The sequence below is a fragment of the Bacillus sp. NTK074B genome (assembly GCF_017303375.1).
In the GTDB taxonomy this organism is placed as follows: Bacteria; Bacillota; Bacilli; order Bacillales; family Bacillaceae_B; genus Rossellomorea.
This window is the reverse complement of record NZ_JAFKOH010000009.1, coordinates 69,711-88,120: the sequence shown is the minus strand read 5'-3', so window position 1 is coordinate 88,120 and position 18,410 is coordinate 69,711. Positions and strand designations below refer to the sequence as shown.

The window sequence follows — 18,410 nt, the reverse complement described above, 5'->3', positions numbered from 1 at the left end:
GTGATTTGCGTGCAGAATACATGCTATGAAATCGTCGATGAATTCAGAGACGGTTTCAACGAAGAAGCATTTAAGGAAAGATATAGCGATATTTTAAGCAAATACGATTATATCCTCGGTGATTGGGGATATGGACAGCTGAGGCTGAAGGGGTTCTTTGAAGATCACAACCAGAAGGCTTCTTTTGATACAAAGGTAAGCACTCATAAGGACTATTTATATGAATACTGTAATTTCGGATGTGCTTATTTTCTCGTTAAGAAAGTCAATAAATAAAGATGAAGAAAGGAACAAACGGTGACCGTTTGTTCCTTTTTTTACTTATTTTCAGTATAAGGCGGCTCTTCGTTTACATCAGGGTCAGCATGAACAGGGTGTGAACCGGGTTCCTGTCGCGGTATATCCTGATGGAGGGATTTATTTTCATAATTGAAAGCACTATAATAACGTTGGCCTTTTTCCCATGGGGTGCTTTTGTTTTCGACAGGGGCATGCTTTCCTCTTGGTGATCCATAGGGACCTTCGGGAAGGGTTTCAGGTACGATGAAATTACGGTACGTCTCTACATTTGAAAAGTCACTGTATACTTCTTCTTCTTTATCGTAGTTACTCTTTTTACTCAATTGATCTCCCACCTTTCATACCAGTAGTATGTGAGGGGGAGGTGGAGTTCATTCTCTTGGTATCCTTGATTTAAAGAATAATTTCACCTAAAAAGTCCCTTAATTCTTCTGCTTCTTCATCTGTTAATTTAAATACACTTTCTATATAGCCGGGTTCATCCAGGTCATCTCTTCCCATAATGGCAAATCGGTTGCCCTGAAGGTCCAGTACTAATGATTTCCCGTAATAACGTTCCGTCTGAGTGATGGCCAGGTCGTATCGTTGACTTTCCCCCATGAAACTTACAAACCGGGTTTTGGTGTTTTCCATATCGTCATACAAATAAAATCGTTCATTCATCACGATGCCCTCCTCTTTTTCTGCTCATTACATCATATCAAACTAAAACGGGAATTGCAGGATGTATCTGTATGATGCTGAAGTTATGTTAAAATAAAGTGTGAGGATTTTGTTTTAGAAAGAGGTGTGCATCATGTATTTTGTAGACAGGGAAAAGATTGAAGAAATTCTGGTCTATATGAGCGGGCAACTTACGATTGTCAGTCGTCAGGAGCAGTGGAGATCCACATTAGAAAAGCTGGCCCTTGAGCGGGTTGCCCACGTAATCATTGAATCCATTTTGGATGTAGGAAACAGTATGATCGATGGATTTATCATGAGGGATCCCGGCAGCTATGAGGACATCATTGATATTCTCCTTGATGAGAAGGTGATCACTGACAACATGAGTGAAGACCTTAAACGTCTCGTGGAGCAGCGTAAACCACTTGTCCAGGATTACACATGTGTTGATCACGAAAAGTTACATACCATCTTACATGAAGTGTCTGAAACGCTGGTCCAATTCCCAACACAGGTCCGAGACTACCTGGAAAACGAACTGGGTCCTGTATCGGCATTTAAAAATTAAGAGTATTTGACAGCGCTTTCTATTGAGGGGCGCTGTCTTATTTTTCATTCAATGCCATACTAACTAATGGTCATACTAAGCATAACGTTAAGGAGGTACTATAAAATGAAAGAATATAAAGGATACTTAATCGATCTCGATGGGACGATGTATAAAGGAAAAGAGAAGATCGAAGAAGCGGGAGATTTCGTTAAACGATTGCAGGAGAAGGGCTTACCCTATTTGTTCGTGACGAATAATTCCTCCAGAAGACCTGAGCAAGTTGCTGAAAAGCTTCGTTCATTTGATATCCCTGCGACGAAGGAACAGGTATTTACTACATCCATGGCGACTGCCCAGTACATGGCAAAGGAAAAGCCGAATGGCACAGCCTATGTCATCGGTGAGGAAGGAATTCGCTCCGCACTCGAAGAGAATGGCATTACGTTTCAGGAAGAAAACCCTGATTTCGTCGTAGTGGGAATTGACAGGGAAATCAATTACGAGAAGTTATCACTCGCTTGCTTAGGAGTAAGAAATGGGGCAACGTTCATATCAACGAATGGGGACATAGCGATTCCCACTGAGCTGGGACTGCTTCCTGGGAATGGTTCTCTGACATCTGTCGTGACCGTCTCAACTCAGACAGACCCGGTCTTTATCGGAAAGCCTGAATCCATCATTATGGAACAAGCATTATCTGTATTAGGGGTGCCAAAGGAAGATACGTTGATGGTTGGGGATAACTATGACACAGATATTCTGGCTGGAATAAATGCAGGGCTCGATACCTTGCTTGTTCATACAGGAGTGACCACGAAAGAAACATTAAGCAAAAAGCATGTTAAGCCAACCTATACAATTGACACCTTGGATCAATGGGATATTTAGTAAAATAATGGAGAAGGTACGGCAGCCTTTCCCTCTTTATCAGCCCTTGGCGAGTACTCAAATAGAAAAATATCTTGAATTAGAAGCATATTCATAATGGACAATACACGTCTGTATAAGTAAAATAGAACTAGTGTAAAAAGAAGTAAGCAAAATACTATTTATACTTCAGGGGACTTTTGTCACGGTCCTTTTTATGAACAATATTTTCGCCTCTATAGCTATTGTTGAAAGTATGGTAGTAAGAACGTAAATTATACTCCTATTGTATTATGCGGTTTTCCTCTAACGAACTTTAATTAATTTTTCCAATATTTGAGTACTCAGAACGACCAGGAAACAGAAACTGAAGAGAGAAAGTAAAGATTTTTTCAATTTTTTTAGAAAATATTTCGGAATTAAGTGTAAAGGTATTCAACTAGGGTAAACATCAAAGGTAGTAGGGGACTATTAGCATTGATACCTTTTCAATTTCTAACTATTCTTTACGAATGCAAACAACTTTAAGAGTGAAAGTCACTGTTTCTTAGCTTGATTTTCGAAACATTCCACGTCATTTCTAAAGAATTTTTAAAAGGGTAGTGAGGTAATGAGTATTACAGTTACAGGACTTGTCGGAAAGAAAATAAGGCACCATAGAAGAGCGAAAGAAATCACCATACAAGAATTAAGCCACAAATGTGGATTGACGGTCAATTATATTTCGTTGATCGAAAAGGGAGAGGCAAACCCTTCCCTGAACAAGTTGAATGCCATTGTATGTGCTCTTGACGTTCAGTGGGAAGACATTATGCCGACTTGTGAGGAACACGAAGACATCTACAATCAAACGATTCTTTAATGAACTAATTTTCTCTTTTTAATTTCTTGTTCGATCAGAATGATGAATTCATTACTGAGTTTTAACTGTTTTGCTTTTTCATAGGCATCGATTAGGGCTTTGTCACTCAGGAGCCGGATATGATTTCACCTCGATTATTTTCAAACGTATGTATGATGGGGGAAACTTGTATACTTCATAGTAGTGAGAGCCTATATTCGGTGTGTATATTTTTTTGGTATGTGATGGGTACAATTATATTGAATATAATTACAACTATAATTGTAATTATATAAAAATATTCATTGATATGCAATCATTAAGTGAGTTAAATGGATCTCATCATTCTAACTGTATAGTCATTTTGGGCAGATTGTATCATTTACCTTGAATACTTTTTTTATCACTAAAAAATCAGACGACCCTGTCGTCTGATTTGGATACTTATGTCTTTCATTCCGAACATTTTGCCCTGTGTGCTAAACGGCTTGAAGCGGCTGCTGCGATGGCGCCGACAATATCATCAAGGAAAGTATGGCACTTACCGGAAGACTTATCATTCAATTCCTCCAGTATCCCTGGTTTTTGCTTATCGATATATCCGTAGTTTGTAAATCCAATGGAACCATATACATTCACAATGGAAAAGGCCAGGATTTCATCCACACCGTATAATCCCTCATCCACTTCAACAATCGCCTGCAGGGGCTCCATCAGCATTTTTTTCTCAGCTAATATATCAAGTTGAATACCTGTCAGGATCGCATTCTGTACTTCACGCTTCGTTAATACACGCTCAACGTTATAAATACATTCCTTAAGTTCAAGATCAGGATGATACTTTTGTTGAAGGTACATGACTAATTGAGCGATATCTTCAATTTCCACTCCTCTTTCATGCAGCCATTTACGCGCTGTACTTTCTAATAAATCCATTGATTCCTTATCCTTCATCCTATTCACCTTTTTCTTTGAAAGATTATATAACCCCTATTTCGATTAGACGAAGCCTTGTTTTACTCATATGATTCCCTTTTGGAAAATAGACATAATAATAGCTTCTATTCTCATTCTTGCCCATCTCTCGTTTTGGATATTCATGTATGGATTGGTTTAATCGTTCTCCAACTATATAGAGTGAAGGTTATATACGAATGGCGAAAAAGAACGGTCATTATAGATAGGAGAGGTCTGTATGTCTCAAGAGATTCTGAATAAACATTTTGGGTTGCATCCTGAGCGGGCATTCTACGATGGAATGATGGATCGATACATGGTCGGGGGATTAGTATATAGTATTGTAGGCGTATCGAATATGGAACAGGAAACCCTTGTGGAACTTTACAAATTGGCTGAGCATCTAAAAAGTGCCGGAGATCGCCATGTCGCTACCTTTGTCCAGAGTAACGAGGGAAGATTCCTCGTTGTGGAAAAGGATAAAGACTATGTCGTCCTCAGGAATGAAAGTCTCGAGTCCCCACCTGACAGGAAGCTTGGTAGAAAGCTCAGTAAGTTTCATTACAGGGGACGGACCTTTGAAGAAAAGGTAGAAAAGATTAATCGCATGGGGGAGTGGAAGGGTCTGTGGGAAAAGAGGCTGGCCCAGTTGGAAAAGGCGTATTATCAGGTCATTCAGGACCAGCCCGTTGATGAATTTGAACGTCGGTTTGTGGAGAGCTATCCGTATTACAGCGCATTGACCGAAAACGCCATACAGTATCTCGTCGACACGGAGCTGGATGAAGAACCCACGCCCGAAGATGCAGGGACGATTTGTCATGAACGGTTCCTCGAGTCCACGTGGGGGACGGAAGTGTGCATTCATTTTCCGTTTCAATGGGTATTCGATCACTGTACCCGGGACATAGCAGAGTGGGTGAGGGAACGGTATTTTATGAGGAGCCAGACGTTTCATCCAGAGCTTCAGGAGTTTATGAAAGAGTATGAATCGTTTACCCCACTTTCGCCGTTTTCATGGAGGCTGCTGTATTCCCGGCTATTATTCCCGCTTCACTATTTCGAGTGCGTAGAGGAATATTATATTTCACAATCGGAGCAGAAGAAAAAGACGGTTGAGGAGAAACTCGAGAGATACTTAAAAAATTCCCATCAATATGAAGCGTTCCTGTCTGACTTTTATCATATGTCGGAGGTCCCTGTTAAGAAATGGGGAATCCCTCTTATCGCCTGGTTATAACCCCATGTCCTGAAATGAGTGGGACCTTCACTTTTATGCTAAACTGAAAAAAAGAAGTGAAGGTGGGGAATACATATGAAGCCATACATCTATATCACAAGAAAACTTCCGGAGTCCGTCATCGAACCATTGCGGGAAAACTACGAAGTGGAGATGTGGGATCGGGAGGATGAACCTGTTCCGAGGAATATCCTCCTTGATAAAGCAGAGAAAGCGTCAGCGTTACTGACCATGCTGTCGGACAAGGTCGACGGGGAGCTCTTACAGAGAGCGGAATCTTTGAAGGTCGTATCCAATCTGGCTGTCGGTTATGACAATATCGATCTTGAGGCAGCAAAGGAAAAGGGAATCACCATTACGAATACGCCGGATGTATTGACAGAAACAACGGCGGATTTGACGTTTGCCCTATTGCTGGCTGTTGCAAGAAGGGTCGTTGAAGCTGACCGTTATGTAAAAGAAGGAAACTGGAAAAGCTGGTCGCCTCTTTTACTCGCTGGCTCAGATATTCATCACAAAACCATGGGGATTGTCGGTATGGGAAGTATCGGTGAAGCTGTGGCAAGAAGAGCGAAAGGGTTCAATATGGAGGTACTCTACTACAATCGCTCCCGGAAGCACGAAGCAGAACAGGCCATGGGAGTAAAGTATGCCCCATTCGAAGAACTTCTTGCTCAATCAGATTTTGTTGTGATCCTGGCACCTCTAAATGCTGACACAGAAGGGATGTTTCAGGAAGGACAGTTTAACAGAATGAAGGAAACATCGATTCTCATCAATGCAGCGCGGGGACCCATCGTCAATGAAGATGCCCTCGTACAGGCATTAAGAAGGGGAGACATCAGAGGAGCCGGGTTGGACGTATTTGAAATGGAACCCATCAGTAAAGATCATCCTCTTCTAACGTTCGATCGAGTGGTCGCGCTTCCCCATATCGGAAGCTCTTCTCAGGATACACGGTATAATATGATGACCCTTTGTGCAGACAACATTCATGCCGTACTAAAAGGAGATCAGCCCAAAACAGCGGTGAAATAAAAAAAAAGCCTGAATCCCTTGAAGGGATTTCAGGCTTTTAACATGCATTAGAATACTTGCTCTACTTCCACGATCCCAGGAACTTCTTCCACTAGTGCGCGTTCGATTCCAGCTTTTAGTGTGATGGTTGAACTTGGGCAGCTTCCACAGGCACCAAGTAAGCGTAATTTCACAATGCCATCCTCAACGTCTACAAGTTCACAGTCTCCACCATCGCGAAGTAGGAACGGACGTAATTTATCTAATACTTCCTGAACGGGTGCAATCATTTCGTTTTCAGCCATAATTATCTACTCCTTTCCTTATTATCTATTATAATGACATATTCGAAAAAAATCTATCAACCTGCAAACGATTGGGCGCATCTTTTTCAAGAAATGTTTCCCATGCAGAGAAAATCTTATTATATGGTTCCAACCTTTGTGCTTTTTTTGTAAAATAAACAAAAGAGGAAACGAAGGGGAGATTCATATGGAGCGTAAGCCGGTTGAACTTTACGTATATGGGGCGGAAATACTCTGTCCAAGCTGTGTAAACTTGCCATCATCGAAAGAAACATATGAATGGCTGGAGGCTGCTGTGAGCAGAAAATATCCAAATCAGCCATTTATGATTAAATATGTGGATATTCACAATCCACCAGAAGAAGAATCTGTCAAACAGTTTGCCATAAGGGTGATTGAGGAGGATATGTTCTATCCAGTCGTATTGTTGGAAGGGAATATTGTTGGAGAAGGAAATCCCCGCTTGAAGACAATATACTCAGAGCTTGAGAAGCATGGGTATAAGGCGGTTTAAACCTTGAAGCAGCCAATTTGAGATAAACGTATAAGTAATGATACAAAACAGGACCCCCTACTGTTGAGAGTAGGGGGTCTTTGATTATCCATTATGATATTTATACATCCATAACACACCGGATTTCAACAAACGGGCGACCCTCCCAGTGATGGAGCGGTCATTTACCAGTCCGAAACCGTGTTTCTTTCCGAGTGAGCCCAGGATTCCCTTTAACTTGATCTTCGGTAATTCTGCAGGAAGCTCTTCGTTATTCCACCGTTTCAATAAGATCATCACAATTTGTTCTGCCTGTCCTTCAGCCAGTTGGGCACTTGGGGCTTGAGGAAGGCTTGCGCAGTCCCCGACCACGTATACATGTTCATCCTGCGGAAGGTTATGATACTTTGTCAGGGTGACGCGACCGCTTGCATCCTTCTCTACGTCCATGTCACGCACGACCTTGCTTGGCTGGATTCCCGCAGTCCAAACGATGGCATCGCAGAAAATCTGCTCTTCGTGGTTATGTAACGTGTTGGGTTCCACTTTCGTGATATTGGAATTGTTCACGATTTCCACACCGTTTTCATCGAACCAGCCGTGAACGTAAGAGCTCAGACGTTCCGGGAAGGCATTGAGGATACGCGGTCCACGATCGAATAGCTTTATTTTCAGATCCGAACGGCTTTCTCGCAGCTCACTGGCAAGTTCAATACCGCTTAAACCGGCTCCGACGATTCCGACAATGGAACCAGCAGGAAGGTTACACAGCGTTTGATACGTCTTACGGGATCTTTCAATTGTTTGAATCGAGAAAGTATGTTCATCAGCACCAGGGACATTATGATATTTATCTTCACATCCTAGACCGATGACCAGGTCATCATAGGGTACGGGATCCTGATCCTTCATCCGGACGAGTTTATTCTCCATATCAACTGCTGAGATATCTCCGTATACATAGGATAAACGGGCATGTTCCGGAAAGGATACGCGTACATGTTGATCTGAAATCGTACCTGCAGCCAAAGCATAATATTCTGTCTTAAGACAGTGATAAGGATTTCGATCAATCAGGGTAATCGATACATCTTCAGGTAATTGGTTGGGTAATAAGCGAAGAAGGACGCGCATGTTGCCGTATCCTCCGCCAAGCAGCACTAATTGTTTCATGGTAATTTCCCCTTTTGCACTCTACATTATTGTTGAAATAGTGTTTGTATATGGTTTATATCCCAGAATGATAAGGGACAGGATTCAAAGGACATCCACGCCGAAGCGGGTCCTGACAAAGTAAGCATTTTCAATATTAGACATAATTCGATCAAATTCTACATAAATAAACCTATTAACATTAAAAGTATATCGAAATACAGGTGTTTTCACAACAGAAATAAGCGAAAATGTTCACAATCTGTTATACCATTACATGGAATGCAAATCATTGACGAGTATCATAAAAAAAGGTAGCATAACAAAGAGTAGTGAGGTGATGGAATTGAAACCTATTATTGAATTTTGTATAAGCAATCTTGCTAGCGGTGCGCAAAAGGCGCTTGAGATATTAGAAAGAGACCCGAACCTTGACGTCATTGAGTACGGATGCCTGGGTTACTGCGGAAAATGCGCCCAATCCTTTTATGCTCTCGTCAATGGGGAGGTCGTAACAGGCGATACGCCTGAAGAACTCGTGAATGAGATCTATCAATTCCTTGAAGACAATCCGATGTTCTAATGTAAAGCCGGTATAGCCGGCTTATTTTTTTGTTTTATTGGAGGGTTTTTACAATAAATGTTCTCTGCTCTTTGCTTGATTGAAACAGGCGAGGGGGTCATTAGTGGAGTCACTTATCCGGTTTTACAAATATCTGAACAATACAAGGATGTTCTTTATAAGACCCCCGTGGAAAAAGGAGTTCGGGTGGAGCCAAATCCCGGACATCTCAGTCATTTTAAATTCTATGATCCAGAGGGGAATATCCTCGAGGCATATTGTCCAGGAATATATGAAGAAAACTAGTGGACACTCCACTAGTTTTTTTACATGGACTTGGTTTCTTTGTACCCTTCGCGAATTTCGTACCACCGGTCTCTGGCCATTTCGATGATGTTTGGTTCGGTTGAGAGATGCTGTTTACTGATCACCCGGGATAGGTACGCAACCGACTCATCGATTTTATCCTGCCTCCTCAGTAATTCAGCGATGATATAAAGAAGCTTTGTTTCTGACATCAAAGATCCGGATACATTATCAGTCAAATAGGAGTCTATGTATTCATGTGTAGCCAGGTTAATGAAGCGTCTTTCCTGATCTCTTTCTCCGATTTTGCGATAAAGCCATGCTGTTCGAAGGTATAATCCTGCAATGGTCATCTTTTTCTCTTTCTTGATCAAAGCGCAATAGGCTGCCAGCTTATAGGTGTTGATCGCATCTTCATATGATCTGATCTTTCCATAATCCTGTGGCTTCCAGTGCAGACTGATTTTCTCTTCCAATTCTGCCTTGAGGACAGGGAGAATGTATGACGTAAAATCATCTGTATATGAAAATCCACAGACGGGACAAACCGACACGTTATAGAGCAGAGGATTCACTTCGTCGGACTCATACAAGGGACAAAAGTCGGTATCGTACCCAGACAATTTCACAAAGCGTGACCGGATCCGTATGGTGCTGTATGAGTGTTTACAAGAGAGACACTGTGTCTTTTTATCATAAAAGGGTGTCACAACCGTCATGAATATCACCTCGCAATAGGGACTATTTACCTCATTATACCTTGGTGAAAGGTGGGGGGACCACTGTTTTTTTGTGTTTTTAAGCAAAAGGTCACGATTCGTTTGAATATTCTTGACTATTTTCTTCCAAACGTTCACCAAAGCTCCTTTGGTTGAGTAGTAAAATAGAAAGGAGTATACTAAGTAGTAAGAAATGAAAAAGTTGGGGGTGTAATGAATGAGTGAAGTTGTCATTCTAACAGAAGCTGCTGCCCTTCAGATAAAAGATATGATGAAGGAGCATGACGAAACAAATGCCATGTTACGTGTAGCGGTGAAAGGGGGAGGCTGCAGCGGCCTTTCTTACGGTATGGGATTCGAACATGACCTGCAGGATGGGGATACCACGACGGAGCAGCATGGAATCAAGCTGGTCGTGGCGAAAGAGGATGCGCCCATCTTGAACGGCACGAAAATAGATTATAAGCAGTCCATGATGGGCGGCGGATTCACCATCGACAATCCGAACGCCATCGCTTCATGCGGATGTGGATCATCTTTCGTGACAGCGACGAATAAGGGAACACCTGAGAATTGCTAAACTTAAAAAGGGACGGACCTCACAATGTGAGGTCCGTCCCTTTTTTCAAGATTAATGGATTTTTTTCAGTGCTTCTTCGACAGGCGTATCGCCGCTTAAGATCTCAAATACTTTATGATTTGTTTCTTCAATGGTCAAGGAGTCCACAAGCACTTTGGCGACATCGCCACGGGCGATATCACGGCTTTTATCTTCGATGCTTGAAGCTGCTTCGATTTTTCCTGTTGCGTCATCATTTGACAGGGATCCAGGGCGGACGATGGTGTAATTTAAGCCGCTCTCTTTCAAGTGGGCATCCGCAGCACCTTTGGCTTTTAAGTAGAACTGTAATTCATCCGGGCCGCTTGAAGGGTTATCTGCACCCATGGAGCTAAGCATCACAAAACGCTCAATGCCCATTTTCTTCGCATAGTCCACTGCTTTTTTGGCACCTTCCTGGTCGATGGCAAGTGTTTTGTCGTCACCTGTCGATCCACCGCTGCCGGCTGCGAAAATGACGGCATTAACGTTTTCGAAGGCATATGAGAAATCCTGCTCAAGATCTGCAACTATCGGTCTTGCTCCTAAATCTTCCATGTCCTTCGCCTGTTCCGTTTTGCGGATCATAGCCCTTACGAAATGCTGACTGCTGTTCGAAAGTTCTTTCACTATATGACGGCCAGTGTTGCCGTTTGCTCCTATTACTAATACATTCATTTTCTTCATCATCCTTTATCCAAAATTTTTATCCTATTATTGGTCTACCCATCCAGAGTGAAAATAAACAAAACAGTGGGTCAGGGAGGATGAAGTACTGGGAAAATCCATTAATTTGTTGGTTGGATATTCTTCTTCATATAAGAGGCAATTCCACGGCTGTTATCTTGTTGGATTTGTTCAAGGTGCTTGATTACGCGCTGTTGTCTTTCCAAAGGGTGATTCTGGCTCAGCTTGGCTTTTCCTTCAAGAGATCGGATGGGGATTTTAAACCCGACAATCCCTCTTCTTAGACCGGTTTGAACCTTTTCATCGACTTCGTCCAATGAATATGGACTATCGGGTTTTTCATAGTTCTTTACAAGTGACGAAAGGGAATCAATGGTATCGGATTCATGCTTCAGCAGCTCAAGATTGCCATATACATGTACCGCCACATAATTCCAGGTAGGAACGGTTTGGTCGGTTTCATACCAAGAAGGGGAGATGTAAGCATGGGGCCCCTGGAAGACAATGAGAAAATCCTTACCGGCGCTTTCACGCCATTGGGGATTCGCTTTGGCGAAATGTCCATAAAGACACTGGTTTTCCCTATCTAACAAGAGAGGTAAATGGGTAGCAAAAGGCTTGCCACTATGCTGAGAAAAAACGATGGCGAAACTATTTTCCTCGATGATTGAAAATAGCGTTTCTTTATCATGAATGATGAACTCTTTCGGGATGTACATGGAATCCTCTCCTTTTAATGAAGAAGAGGCTCAGGAATCAATTCCCGAGCCCCCTTAAATAAGAGCATGTTGATCAATCTGTAAACATGGACGTACTGTGCATCGGCTGCACCCTTGCTTTTGGATCCATATATGCTTTCGCATTATTGACCGCTGTAGGGGCTTCACCAAATCCACTCGCTATGAGCTTGACTTTCCCGTCATACGTACTGATATCACCAGCAGCATAAATGCCGGGGATATTTGTTTCCATCCGGGAGTTGACGACGATTGAATTCTTTTCAATCTCAAGTCCCCAATCTTTTATCGGGCCGAGGGATGAAACAAATCCGAAGTTTACGATTAACTCGTCAAGATCGATGATTTCCTTTTCGTCCCCCTTCGTTTCTTCCAGTACGAGCTGATTGATTTTATCTTCATCGACGACCAATCCAGAAGGGACAAACGGTGTTTTCAGTTCAACTGTTGAGTTGTGAAGATTCTCCACACTATGCTCATGTGCCCTGAACTTATCACGTCTGTGTACGAGGTAAACCTTTTCTGCGATCGGCTCAAGCATCAGGGCCCAGTCGACGGCTGAGTCACCGCCGCCGCATATGACGACTTTCTTATCCCGGAAGTGTTCCAGGTTATCAACGAAATAATGAAGATTCTTTCCTTCGAACTCACGTGCATGTTCGAGTTCCAACCTGCGTGGCTGGAAAGCACCGTTTCCTGCCGTGATAATGATGGTTCTTGAAAAGTGGACTTCTTTATCCGTTGTGAGCTTGAACATGCCATCAGCCTGTTTCTCTACACCTTCCACCGCCTGCTCCAGACAGATTGTCGCTTCGAATTTCGCCATTTGTTCCTTGAGATTGTTAACAAGATCCTGGGCTTTCACTTTAGGAAAACCGGCAACATCATATATGTATTTTTCAGGATATAAAGTAGCCAGTTGGCCACCAAGTTGTGGTAAGCTTTCGATGATCTTAACCGATGCTTTTCTCATACCACCATAGAACGCCGTGAACAATCCCGTAGGACCGCCGCCTATGATCGTGATATCATACACTTTCTGATCTTCCTTCAATTTGATCCCTCCAACCGATTAGGTATGCTTCAATTTACTTTATTCTATCACACAGCTTTTGATTCTTCACAGTGATAGGTCTGATAAGTTCAGATAAATCAGACTTATCTATGAGAGAGCCTGCGACTTTTGAATGATTTGAGACCCACATTTTTTAAATATTCTTAAGAGTTTAATTTCCTATATATATCTTGAAAATACCAGGCAAAAAGAATATTATGTAATGTAGACATATTGTTAAGAATTTATGACAATTTTCGCATAACTATGGAGTAGTTCGTGAAATTCGTCACATACTTTTGTTTTTATATTTTTTATACAATATTTTCCTCGATAACTGAAGGGAAACATCGCGTTTGATTTGTTTTAGTTCCTTTTTTATAGGGAAAAAGATAATAGCATCAGATTGAACGGGATAAAAACGCATGATGTGGAGGACTCTAAGAGTATCCAAAGCAAATTTATCAAAAAAGGTGGATGTGATTCAGTTGAGAAAGCCAAGAATCGTTGTATTAGGTGCAGGTTATGGTGGATTAATGACGGTTACCCGTCTTCAAAAACAATTAGGTACAAATGAAGCAGAAATCATTTTGATTAATAAGAATGATTATCACTACGAAACCACTTGGTTACACGAAGCTTCTGCAGGTACTCTTCATCACGATCGTGTACGCTACGATGTGAAAGATGTTGTCAATACGAGCAAAGTTAACTTCTTACAATCTACTGTTGAAGACATCAAAGTGGAAGAGAAGAAGGTCATCACAGGTGACGGCGAAGTAGAATTCGATTACCTGGTTGTCGCACTGGGTGCAGAATCAGAAACATTTGGCATCCAAGGTCTTCATGAGCATGCATTCATGATTTCAAACATCAACTCTGCCCGTCAAATCCGTGAGCACATTGAGTTACAATTTGCTACTTATAAAAATGAAGAAGAAAAGAACGATGAGCGTTTAACAATCGTTGTTGGTGGAGCTGGTTTCACTGGAATCGAATTCTTGGGTGAACTAGGTAACCGTGTTCCTGAGCTTTGCCATGAATATGATATCGATCGTAAGAAAGTACGAATCGTGTGTGTAGAAGCTGCGCCAATGATCCTTCCGGGATTTGATCCTGAATTGGTAAAATATGCTCGCGCCAAGCTTGAGAAAAAGGGTGTTGAATTCCATATCGGAACTCCACTTAAAGAAGCTAAGGCAGACAGCGTACTCATCGCTAAAGGCGAAGATGAAGTGGAAGAAATCAAAGCGGGTACAATCGTATGGGCTGCAGGTGTCCGTGGGAACTCCATCATCGAAAAAGCCGGAATTGAAAACATGCGTGCCCGCGTCAAGATCAACAAAGATCTTCGCGCACCAGGACATGACAATATCTTCATCCTCGGTGACTGTTCACTTATGATCAATGAAGAAACGGAGCGTCCATACCCTCCGACTGCACAAATCGCGATGCAGCAAGGTGAAGTTTGTGCCCGTAACATCGCTGCTTTACTTCACGGTAAAGAAGAGCTTGAATTATTCACTCCAGACATTAAAGGAACAGTATGTTCACTTGGCGAAGATGATGCAATCGGTGTCGTTTATGGTAAGAAGATCACTGGAACAAAAGCTTCCTTCATGAAGAAGGTCGTCGATAACCGTGCTTTATTCATGGTTGGTGGACCATCCCTTGTATTCAAAAAAGGAAAGTTCAAGTTCTTTTAAGCTATAAATGTTCAGAATGAAGAGCAGGGTGGATTCCACTCTGCTTTTTATTATGGGAAAATGAAGTGGGGGTGCTTATGGTGAAAAGGGGAAAAGTTTGGTTGGCCGTTGCGGGGCTGATCATCGATGAAAATGGTAAATGGCTTGTGGTGAAAAAGAAATACAGCGGATTAAAGGGTATGTGGTCACTGCCTGCGGGGTTTGTAAATCCAGGAGAAACAGTGGACGAAGCGGTAGTGAGAGAAGTGAATGAAGAGACGGGGTTACATACGACCATCAAGGGAATTGTAGGGGTTCGGTCAGGGGTCATCCAACATGATATTAGCGACAATATGATGATCTTTTTGTTGGAAAACAAGGGAATTTCTTCAATCGAAATCGAAGAAAAAGAATTGTGGGATGTTGGGTGGAAATCACCTCAAGAATTATTGAAAGATGATCAAACATCCGTCATGGTCCATGAGATGATCAAACGAGTGTCATCTCAGCACGGGTTAAATATGATTGAAGGCATCAATCCGGGAGATCAATTTGCATACACGCGCTACAACTTATTTTTATAAAATTCTGTAAATTTTAAGAAAAAAAGAGATAATGAAAGAAAAACATAAATGTATTCGCTTTCTTAGAGGTACATCCCCTTTAGTGTCCCTTTTCTTTATGTGAGATAGATGATATATTATCAGAAAATTAAGAAATTAAAGAAAAGGGAGAGGGAATGATGAGAGCTACTGCAAGTGCTAAAACGAAATATTGTCTTTACTGTTCAGGAAAAGGATACTTTCAGTTAGTATTGGGTGGTTCTGAAACGTGTCCATGCTGCGGAGGCAGCGGGAAACAAAAATAAGCCTGATAGGATCGATCATGAAAGCAGACCTGTTTAAGGGTCTGCTTTTTTACATACGTAGGAAAAATAAGTTTATTTTGTGAATGAGCTACAAATCTTTCCTGAAAATATTGACGCTTACATTTCCCTCGAGGTACACTATTACTTAGTGTTTATGGAGGTGCAATTGATCAAATGCCTATACATGTAATGATTATTTCAATGCTGCTATTTTTTGTTCTATTTTTCGGAATAGGCTTTTTGTTGAATATGTTATTGCGTATGACCTGGATCATGGCGATCATTTATCCGATCGTGGTCATATTTATCGTGGACGAAGTTCGTTTTATAGATTATTTCAGAAATGCAGGAGAATCTTTTTCCGAGTTAGGGACAAGACTCACCCATTTGGCAGTCGCAGACCTCGTCATATTAGGGAGCGGTCTCGCCGGTGCCATCCTTTCCGGTATCGTCATGAGAATCCTAAGAGCCAAAGGATATCGCATGTTTTAACACCAACCGTTTGACCCGGATATTTATTCCTGGGTTGAACGGTTTTTTTACGCCGACAGTGCATAAGGGTTCCTGACTTTAAGGGAAAGAGTACTATGAATATTTTTATACATGTGAGGATAATAAAAGGTGGATTGCAGTTTGAATAAGTCATAATATAGAATCTCATTGGAATTTTTTTGTGTTTGGATACCCTTTTATACACTCACTGTACAAACCACAGAGTGGATGGAAGCGGAAGGCACTTGACTCCTGCGGGAATAGCACGAAGCCGAGGAGGCTCAACGCCCGCCCCGCGAGAATCTTGTGCCTGGAGCGGAAAGGAACGGTCCTTATATTCACGCAACCACCGATATAAACGAAACTCTTCGTTTTTTTATGTAAGTATTTTAGAAGTTGAACATACTAAGGAATGTAAGGAATGGCCAATTTTTTAAAGGCGTATTTCACCAAATGAAATACCAAATTAATTTCCAAATATTGAAACTATTCGATTTTTTTATCAATTTATGCATATATCTCCTCACCAATGGGAAGTATTAAGGGTGGGAGGAGTGAATGCATGAATCTGTTTAAAATTTGGACAAAGAGGTTCGTAATGGTCAGTTTGTTTACCCTTGCACTTGCAACGACTTTTCAATCAGTATCTGGTGTAGAGGCGCAGACACTAAAGACCTGGATGATGGAGAAGGGTAAAGCTGATCAAACAACTCTGGATTATAAAGAGCATAGGACAAGTCCATTAAGCTTGTCATTTAAATTTCTTAAAAGGTTTACAGGATATGAGACAAAGGTGTCAGCGAGTTCTTCTGTAAAACCTGCTACATTGGAAGAATCCGTGGATTGGGATCAATATACGAAACATACGGTTGTGGCGACGGGGTATACTGCCGGTGTCGAATCGACGGGGAAAGACCCGGGACATCCCCTCTATGGTATTACATATTCAGGAGTGAAAGTGAAGCGTGATCTGTATTCCACGATTGCAGCCGACATTTCCGTTTATCCTATCGGTACCATCCTGTTTATCCCCCATTATGGATATGGGGTTGTTGCAGACACTGGGAGCGCAATTAAAGGGAATAAGTTGGATCTTTACTATGAAACCGTGGACGATGTCTATAATGAATGGGGCAAGCAGACACTGGACGTATACGTGATCCAGGTGGGTTCAGGTGAACTATCGGAACAGCAATTAACGGCCCTGAATGAGAATAAGTCCATGCAGGTGTTCAGGCAACAGATCCTATCACCTGAAAAAGAATAGACGAAAGCACGCAGTTCCATTGTGAACAGCGTGCCTTTTTCGATTAGCCTGCACTTTGCAACAGTGTTTGAACATCTTAAAAAGGGGAAGAGTAGAATTAGATTCGAAACTAAGAGGAGTGGATTGTATGAACAAAAGTCAATTAGACAAAATGAAGAACGGAAATGGATTCATCGCGGCCCTTGACCAAAGCGGCGGCAGTACTCCGAAGGCGTTGGCTGCATACGGTGTGCTTGAAGATTCCTATTCCAGTGAGGAGGAAATGTTTGATAAGGTCCATGAAATGCGGACGCGAATCATCACATCCCCGTCCTTCAGCCCTGACAGTATCCTGGGGGTCATCCTTTTCGAACAAACGATGGATAGCAAAATCGAAGGAAAATATACAGCGGATTATCTCAGTGAAAAAGGCATCGTCCCCTTCTTGAAAGTGGATAAGGGACTTGCGGAAGAGAAAAATGGCGTTCAGCTTATGAAGCCGATTACCGATTTGGAAGATATTCTCCGTCGCGCCAATGAACGGGGGATTTTTGGTACGAAAATGCGCTCCGTCATACATGAGCCCAATAAGAGCGGGATTAAAGAAGTAGTTCAGCAACAATTCGAAATCGGAAAACGCATTATCGAGGCCGGTTTAGTCCCAATCATTGAACCTGAAGTGAATATTCACAGTGAACAAAAGGTAGAATCCGAGGAAATACTGTGTAGTGAAATAATGAAACATCTGAATGAATTATCAGAAGAGGAAAACGTCATGCTGAAGCTTTCCATTCCAACAAGAGCGAATGCGTATAAACAACTGGTCGACCATCCTCGCGTTGTACGTGTCGTGGCGCTTTCAGGCGGCTACACCCGCGAAGAAGCAAATGAGAAGCTGAAAGACAATGACGGCGTGATTGCAAGCTTCTCCCGGGCATTGGCAGCTGATTTGAATGCCAATCAATCTCAGGAAGAATTTGATAAAGCGTTGAAGAAAGCTGTTGATTCCATATATGATGCGTCGGTCCATAAGAAGTAGAAATGGATCGTTTCATAAAAAAACATGCC

The 18,410-nt window shown here is 42.0% G+C and carries 25 protein-coding genes; 15 read left to right on the top strand and 10 right to left on the bottom strand.

Translation table 11 applies throughout. The annotated features are described in order from the left end of the window. On the top strand, nucleotides 1-276 hold the full coding sequence (locus JI667_RS15625; RefSeq protein ID WP_206856811.1) for a YutD family protein: 276 nt from the start codon (nucleotides 1-3) through the stop codon (nucleotides 274-276). 41 nt (nucleotides 277-317) lie between these two features. Here JI667_RS15625 and JI667_RS15620 read toward each other — a convergent pair whose 3' ends face one another. Together JI667_RS15620 and JI667_RS15615 are read right to left on the bottom strand one after the other, a co-directional pair. Beyond that, nucleotides 318-623 (bottom strand): cytosolic protein, encoded by a 306-nt coding sequence (locus JI667_RS15620; RefSeq protein ID WP_206856809.1) that lies wholly within the window; start codon nucleotides 621-623, stop codon nucleotides 318-320. Between the two features lie 70 nt (nucleotides 624-693). Further along, a complete protein-coding gene (locus tag JI667_RS15615) occupies nucleotides 694-963 on the bottom strand; it encodes a DUF3055 domain-containing protein (RefSeq protein ID WP_206856807.1) in 270 nt (89 codons plus the stop codon). Nucleotides 964-1,096: 133 nt separating this feature from the next. Between JI667_RS15615 and JI667_RS15610 the strand changes: the two genes are divergently transcribed. The 3 genes from JI667_RS15610 to JI667_RS15600 all read left to right on the top strand — a co-directional run bounded on the left by JI667_RS15610 (nucleotide 1,097) and on the right by JI667_RS15600 (nucleotide 3,245). Continuing rightward, complete coding sequence (locus JI667_RS15610; RefSeq protein ID WP_206856804.1) at nucleotides 1,097-1,534, top strand: DUF86 domain-containing protein; 438 nt, start codon at nucleotides 1,097-1,099, stop codon at nucleotides 1,532-1,534. Nucleotides 1,535-1,639: 105 nt separating this feature from the next. Further along, nucleotides 1,640-2,404 carry a TIGR01457 family HAD-type hydrolase gene (locus JI667_RS15605; protein ID WP_206856802.1) on the top strand — a complete coding sequence of 255 codons (765 nt, stop codon included), beginning with the start codon at nucleotides 1,640-1,642 and terminating at the stop codon, nucleotides 2,402-2,404. Between the two features lie 589 nt (nucleotides 2,405-2,993). Next, nucleotides 2,994-3,245, top strand: coding sequence for a helix-turn-helix domain-containing protein (locus tag JI667_RS15600; RefSeq protein WP_098350080.1), 252 nt, complete (start codon nucleotides 2,994-2,996; stop codon nucleotides 3,243-3,245). Here JI667_RS15600 and sda read toward each other — a convergent pair. After that, entirely contained in the window at nucleotides 3,242-3,355 is a 114-nt protein-coding gene (gene sda / locus JI667_RS15595) for a sporulation histidine kinase inhibitor Sda (protein WP_211201321.1), read from the bottom strand. The genes JI667_RS15600 and sda overlap by 4 nt on opposite strands. A gap of 322 nt (nucleotides 3,356-3,677) precedes the next feature. After that, on the bottom strand, nucleotides 3,678-4,178 hold the full coding sequence (locus JI667_RS15590) for a phosphatidylglycerophosphatase A family protein (protein ID WP_206856800.1): 501 nt from the start codon (nucleotides 4,176-4,178) through the stop codon (nucleotides 3,678-3,680). A 241-nt stretch (nucleotides 4,179-4,419) separates the two neighbouring features. Here JI667_RS15590 and yutH point away from each other — a divergent pair, with 241 nt between their 5' ends. Next, nucleotides 4,420-5,421, top strand: a complete 1,002-nt coding sequence (gene yutH / locus JI667_RS15585) for a spore coat putative kinase YutH (RefSeq protein WP_206856798.1) — start codon at nucleotides 4,420-4,422, stop codon at nucleotides 5,419-5,421. Nucleotides 5,422-5,496: 75 nt separating this feature from the next. After that, on the top strand, nucleotides 5,497-6,459 hold the full coding sequence (locus JI667_RS15580; protein WP_206856796.1) for a 2-hydroxyacid dehydrogenase: 963 nt from the start codon (nucleotides 5,497-5,499) through the stop codon (nucleotides 6,457-6,459). 47 nt (nucleotides 6,460-6,506) lie between these two features. Here the strand turns inward: JI667_RS15580 and JI667_RS15575 are convergent, their stop codons facing one another. Continuing rightward, entirely contained in the window at nucleotides 6,507-6,743 is a 237-nt protein-coding gene (locus tag JI667_RS15575; RefSeq protein ID WP_034763763.1) for a NifU family protein, read from the bottom strand. Nucleotides 6,744-6,930: 187 nt separating this feature from the next. On the opposite strand from JI667_RS15575, the gene JI667_RS15570 reads away from it, so the two are divergent. Next, nucleotides 6,931-7,257: a YuzD family protein gene (locus tag JI667_RS15570; RefSeq protein ID WP_206856794.1), complete on the top strand. Its 327-nt coding sequence runs from the start codon at nucleotides 6,931-6,933 to the stop codon at nucleotides 7,255-7,257. Nucleotides 7,258-7,341: 84 nt separating this feature from the next. On the opposite strand, the gene JI667_RS15565 is transcribed toward JI667_RS15570, so the two are convergent. Continuing rightward, nucleotides 7,342-8,409 carry an NAD(P)/FAD-dependent oxidoreductase gene (locus JI667_RS15565; RefSeq protein WP_206856793.1) on the bottom strand — a complete coding sequence of 356 codons (1,068 nt, stop codon included), beginning with the start codon at nucleotides 8,407-8,409 and terminating at the stop codon, nucleotides 7,342-7,344. A 319-nt stretch (nucleotides 8,410-8,728) separates the two neighbouring features. On the opposite strand from JI667_RS15565, the gene JI667_RS15560 reads away from it, so the two are divergent. Then, nucleotides 8,729-8,971 (top strand): YuzB family protein, encoded by a 243-nt coding sequence (locus JI667_RS15560; protein WP_206856792.1) that lies wholly within the window; start codon nucleotides 8,729-8,731, stop codon nucleotides 8,969-8,971. A gap of 305 nt (nucleotides 8,972-9,276) precedes the next feature. On the opposite strand, the gene JI667_RS15555 is transcribed toward JI667_RS15560, so the two are convergent. Next, entirely contained in the window at nucleotides 9,277-9,975 is a 699-nt protein-coding gene (locus JI667_RS15555) for a DUF2225 domain-containing protein (RefSeq protein WP_206856791.1), read from the bottom strand. 217 nt (nucleotides 9,976-10,192) lie between these two features. On the opposite strand from JI667_RS15555, the gene JI667_RS15550 reads away from it, so the two are divergent. After that, nucleotides 10,193-10,555, top strand: coding sequence for a HesB/IscA family protein (locus tag JI667_RS15550; protein ID WP_206856790.1), 363 nt, complete (start codon nucleotides 10,193-10,195; stop codon nucleotides 10,553-10,555). Nucleotides 10,556-10,606: 51 nt separating this feature from the next. On the opposite strand, the gene JI667_RS15545 is transcribed toward JI667_RS15550, so the two are convergent. The 3 genes from JI667_RS15545 to JI667_RS15535 form a co-directional block, all read right to left on the bottom strand. Further along, complete coding sequence (locus tag JI667_RS15545; RefSeq protein ID WP_206856789.1) at nucleotides 10,607-11,251, bottom strand: SDR family oxidoreductase; 645 nt, start codon at nucleotides 11,249-11,251, stop codon at nucleotides 10,607-10,609. Nucleotides 11,252-11,361: 110 nt separating this feature from the next. Beyond that, a complete protein-coding gene (locus JI667_RS15540) occupies nucleotides 11,362-11,979 on the bottom strand; it encodes an FMN-binding negative transcriptional regulator (RefSeq protein ID WP_206856787.1) in 618 nt (205 codons plus the stop codon). A gap of 73 nt (nucleotides 11,980-12,052) precedes the next feature. Continuing rightward, nucleotides 12,053-13,051, bottom strand: coding sequence for an NAD(P)/FAD-dependent oxidoreductase (locus tag JI667_RS15535; RefSeq protein WP_206856785.1), 999 nt, complete (start codon nucleotides 13,049-13,051; stop codon nucleotides 12,053-12,055). 488 nt (nucleotides 13,052-13,539) lie between these two features. Here JI667_RS15535 and JI667_RS15530 point away from each other — a divergent pair, with 488 nt between their 5' ends. From JI667_RS15530 to JI667_RS15505, 6 genes are all read left to right on the top strand, one after another. Continuing rightward, on the top strand, nucleotides 13,540-14,757 hold the full coding sequence (locus JI667_RS15530) for an NAD(P)/FAD-dependent oxidoreductase (protein ID WP_206856783.1): 1,218 nt from the start codon (nucleotides 13,540-13,542) through the stop codon (nucleotides 14,755-14,757). A gap of 77 nt (nucleotides 14,758-14,834) precedes the next feature. Next, nucleotides 14,835-15,320: an NUDIX domain-containing protein gene (locus JI667_RS15525; protein WP_206856781.1), complete on the top strand. Its 486-nt coding sequence runs from the start codon at nucleotides 14,835-14,837 to the stop codon at nucleotides 15,318-15,320. A 158-nt stretch (nucleotides 15,321-15,478) separates the two neighbouring features. Beyond that, the gene (locus JI667_RS23075) at nucleotides 15,479-15,604 is read left to right on the top strand and encodes a YuiA family protein (RefSeq protein ID WP_206857057.1); all 126 of its coding nucleotides are present in this window, start codon (nucleotides 15,479-15,481) and stop codon (nucleotides 15,602-15,604) included. A 174-nt stretch (nucleotides 15,605-15,778) separates the two neighbouring features. Then, the gene (locus JI667_RS15515; RefSeq protein ID WP_244668351.1) at nucleotides 15,779-16,096 is read left to right on the top strand and encodes a YuiB family protein; all 318 of its coding nucleotides are present in this window, start codon (nucleotides 15,779-15,781) and stop codon (nucleotides 16,094-16,096) included. 562 nt (nucleotides 16,097-16,658) lie between these two features. Next, on the top strand, nucleotides 16,659-17,363 hold the full coding sequence (locus JI667_RS15510) for a 3D domain-containing protein (protein ID WP_206856779.1): 705 nt from the start codon (nucleotides 16,659-16,661) through the stop codon (nucleotides 17,361-17,363). Nucleotides 17,364-17,490: 127 nt separating this feature from the next. Next, complete coding sequence (locus tag JI667_RS15505; RefSeq protein ID WP_206856777.1) at nucleotides 17,491-18,381, top strand: fructose bisphosphate aldolase; 891 nt, start codon at nucleotides 17,491-17,493, stop codon at nucleotides 18,379-18,381. Nucleotides 18,382-18,410: the final 29 nt, after the last annotated feature.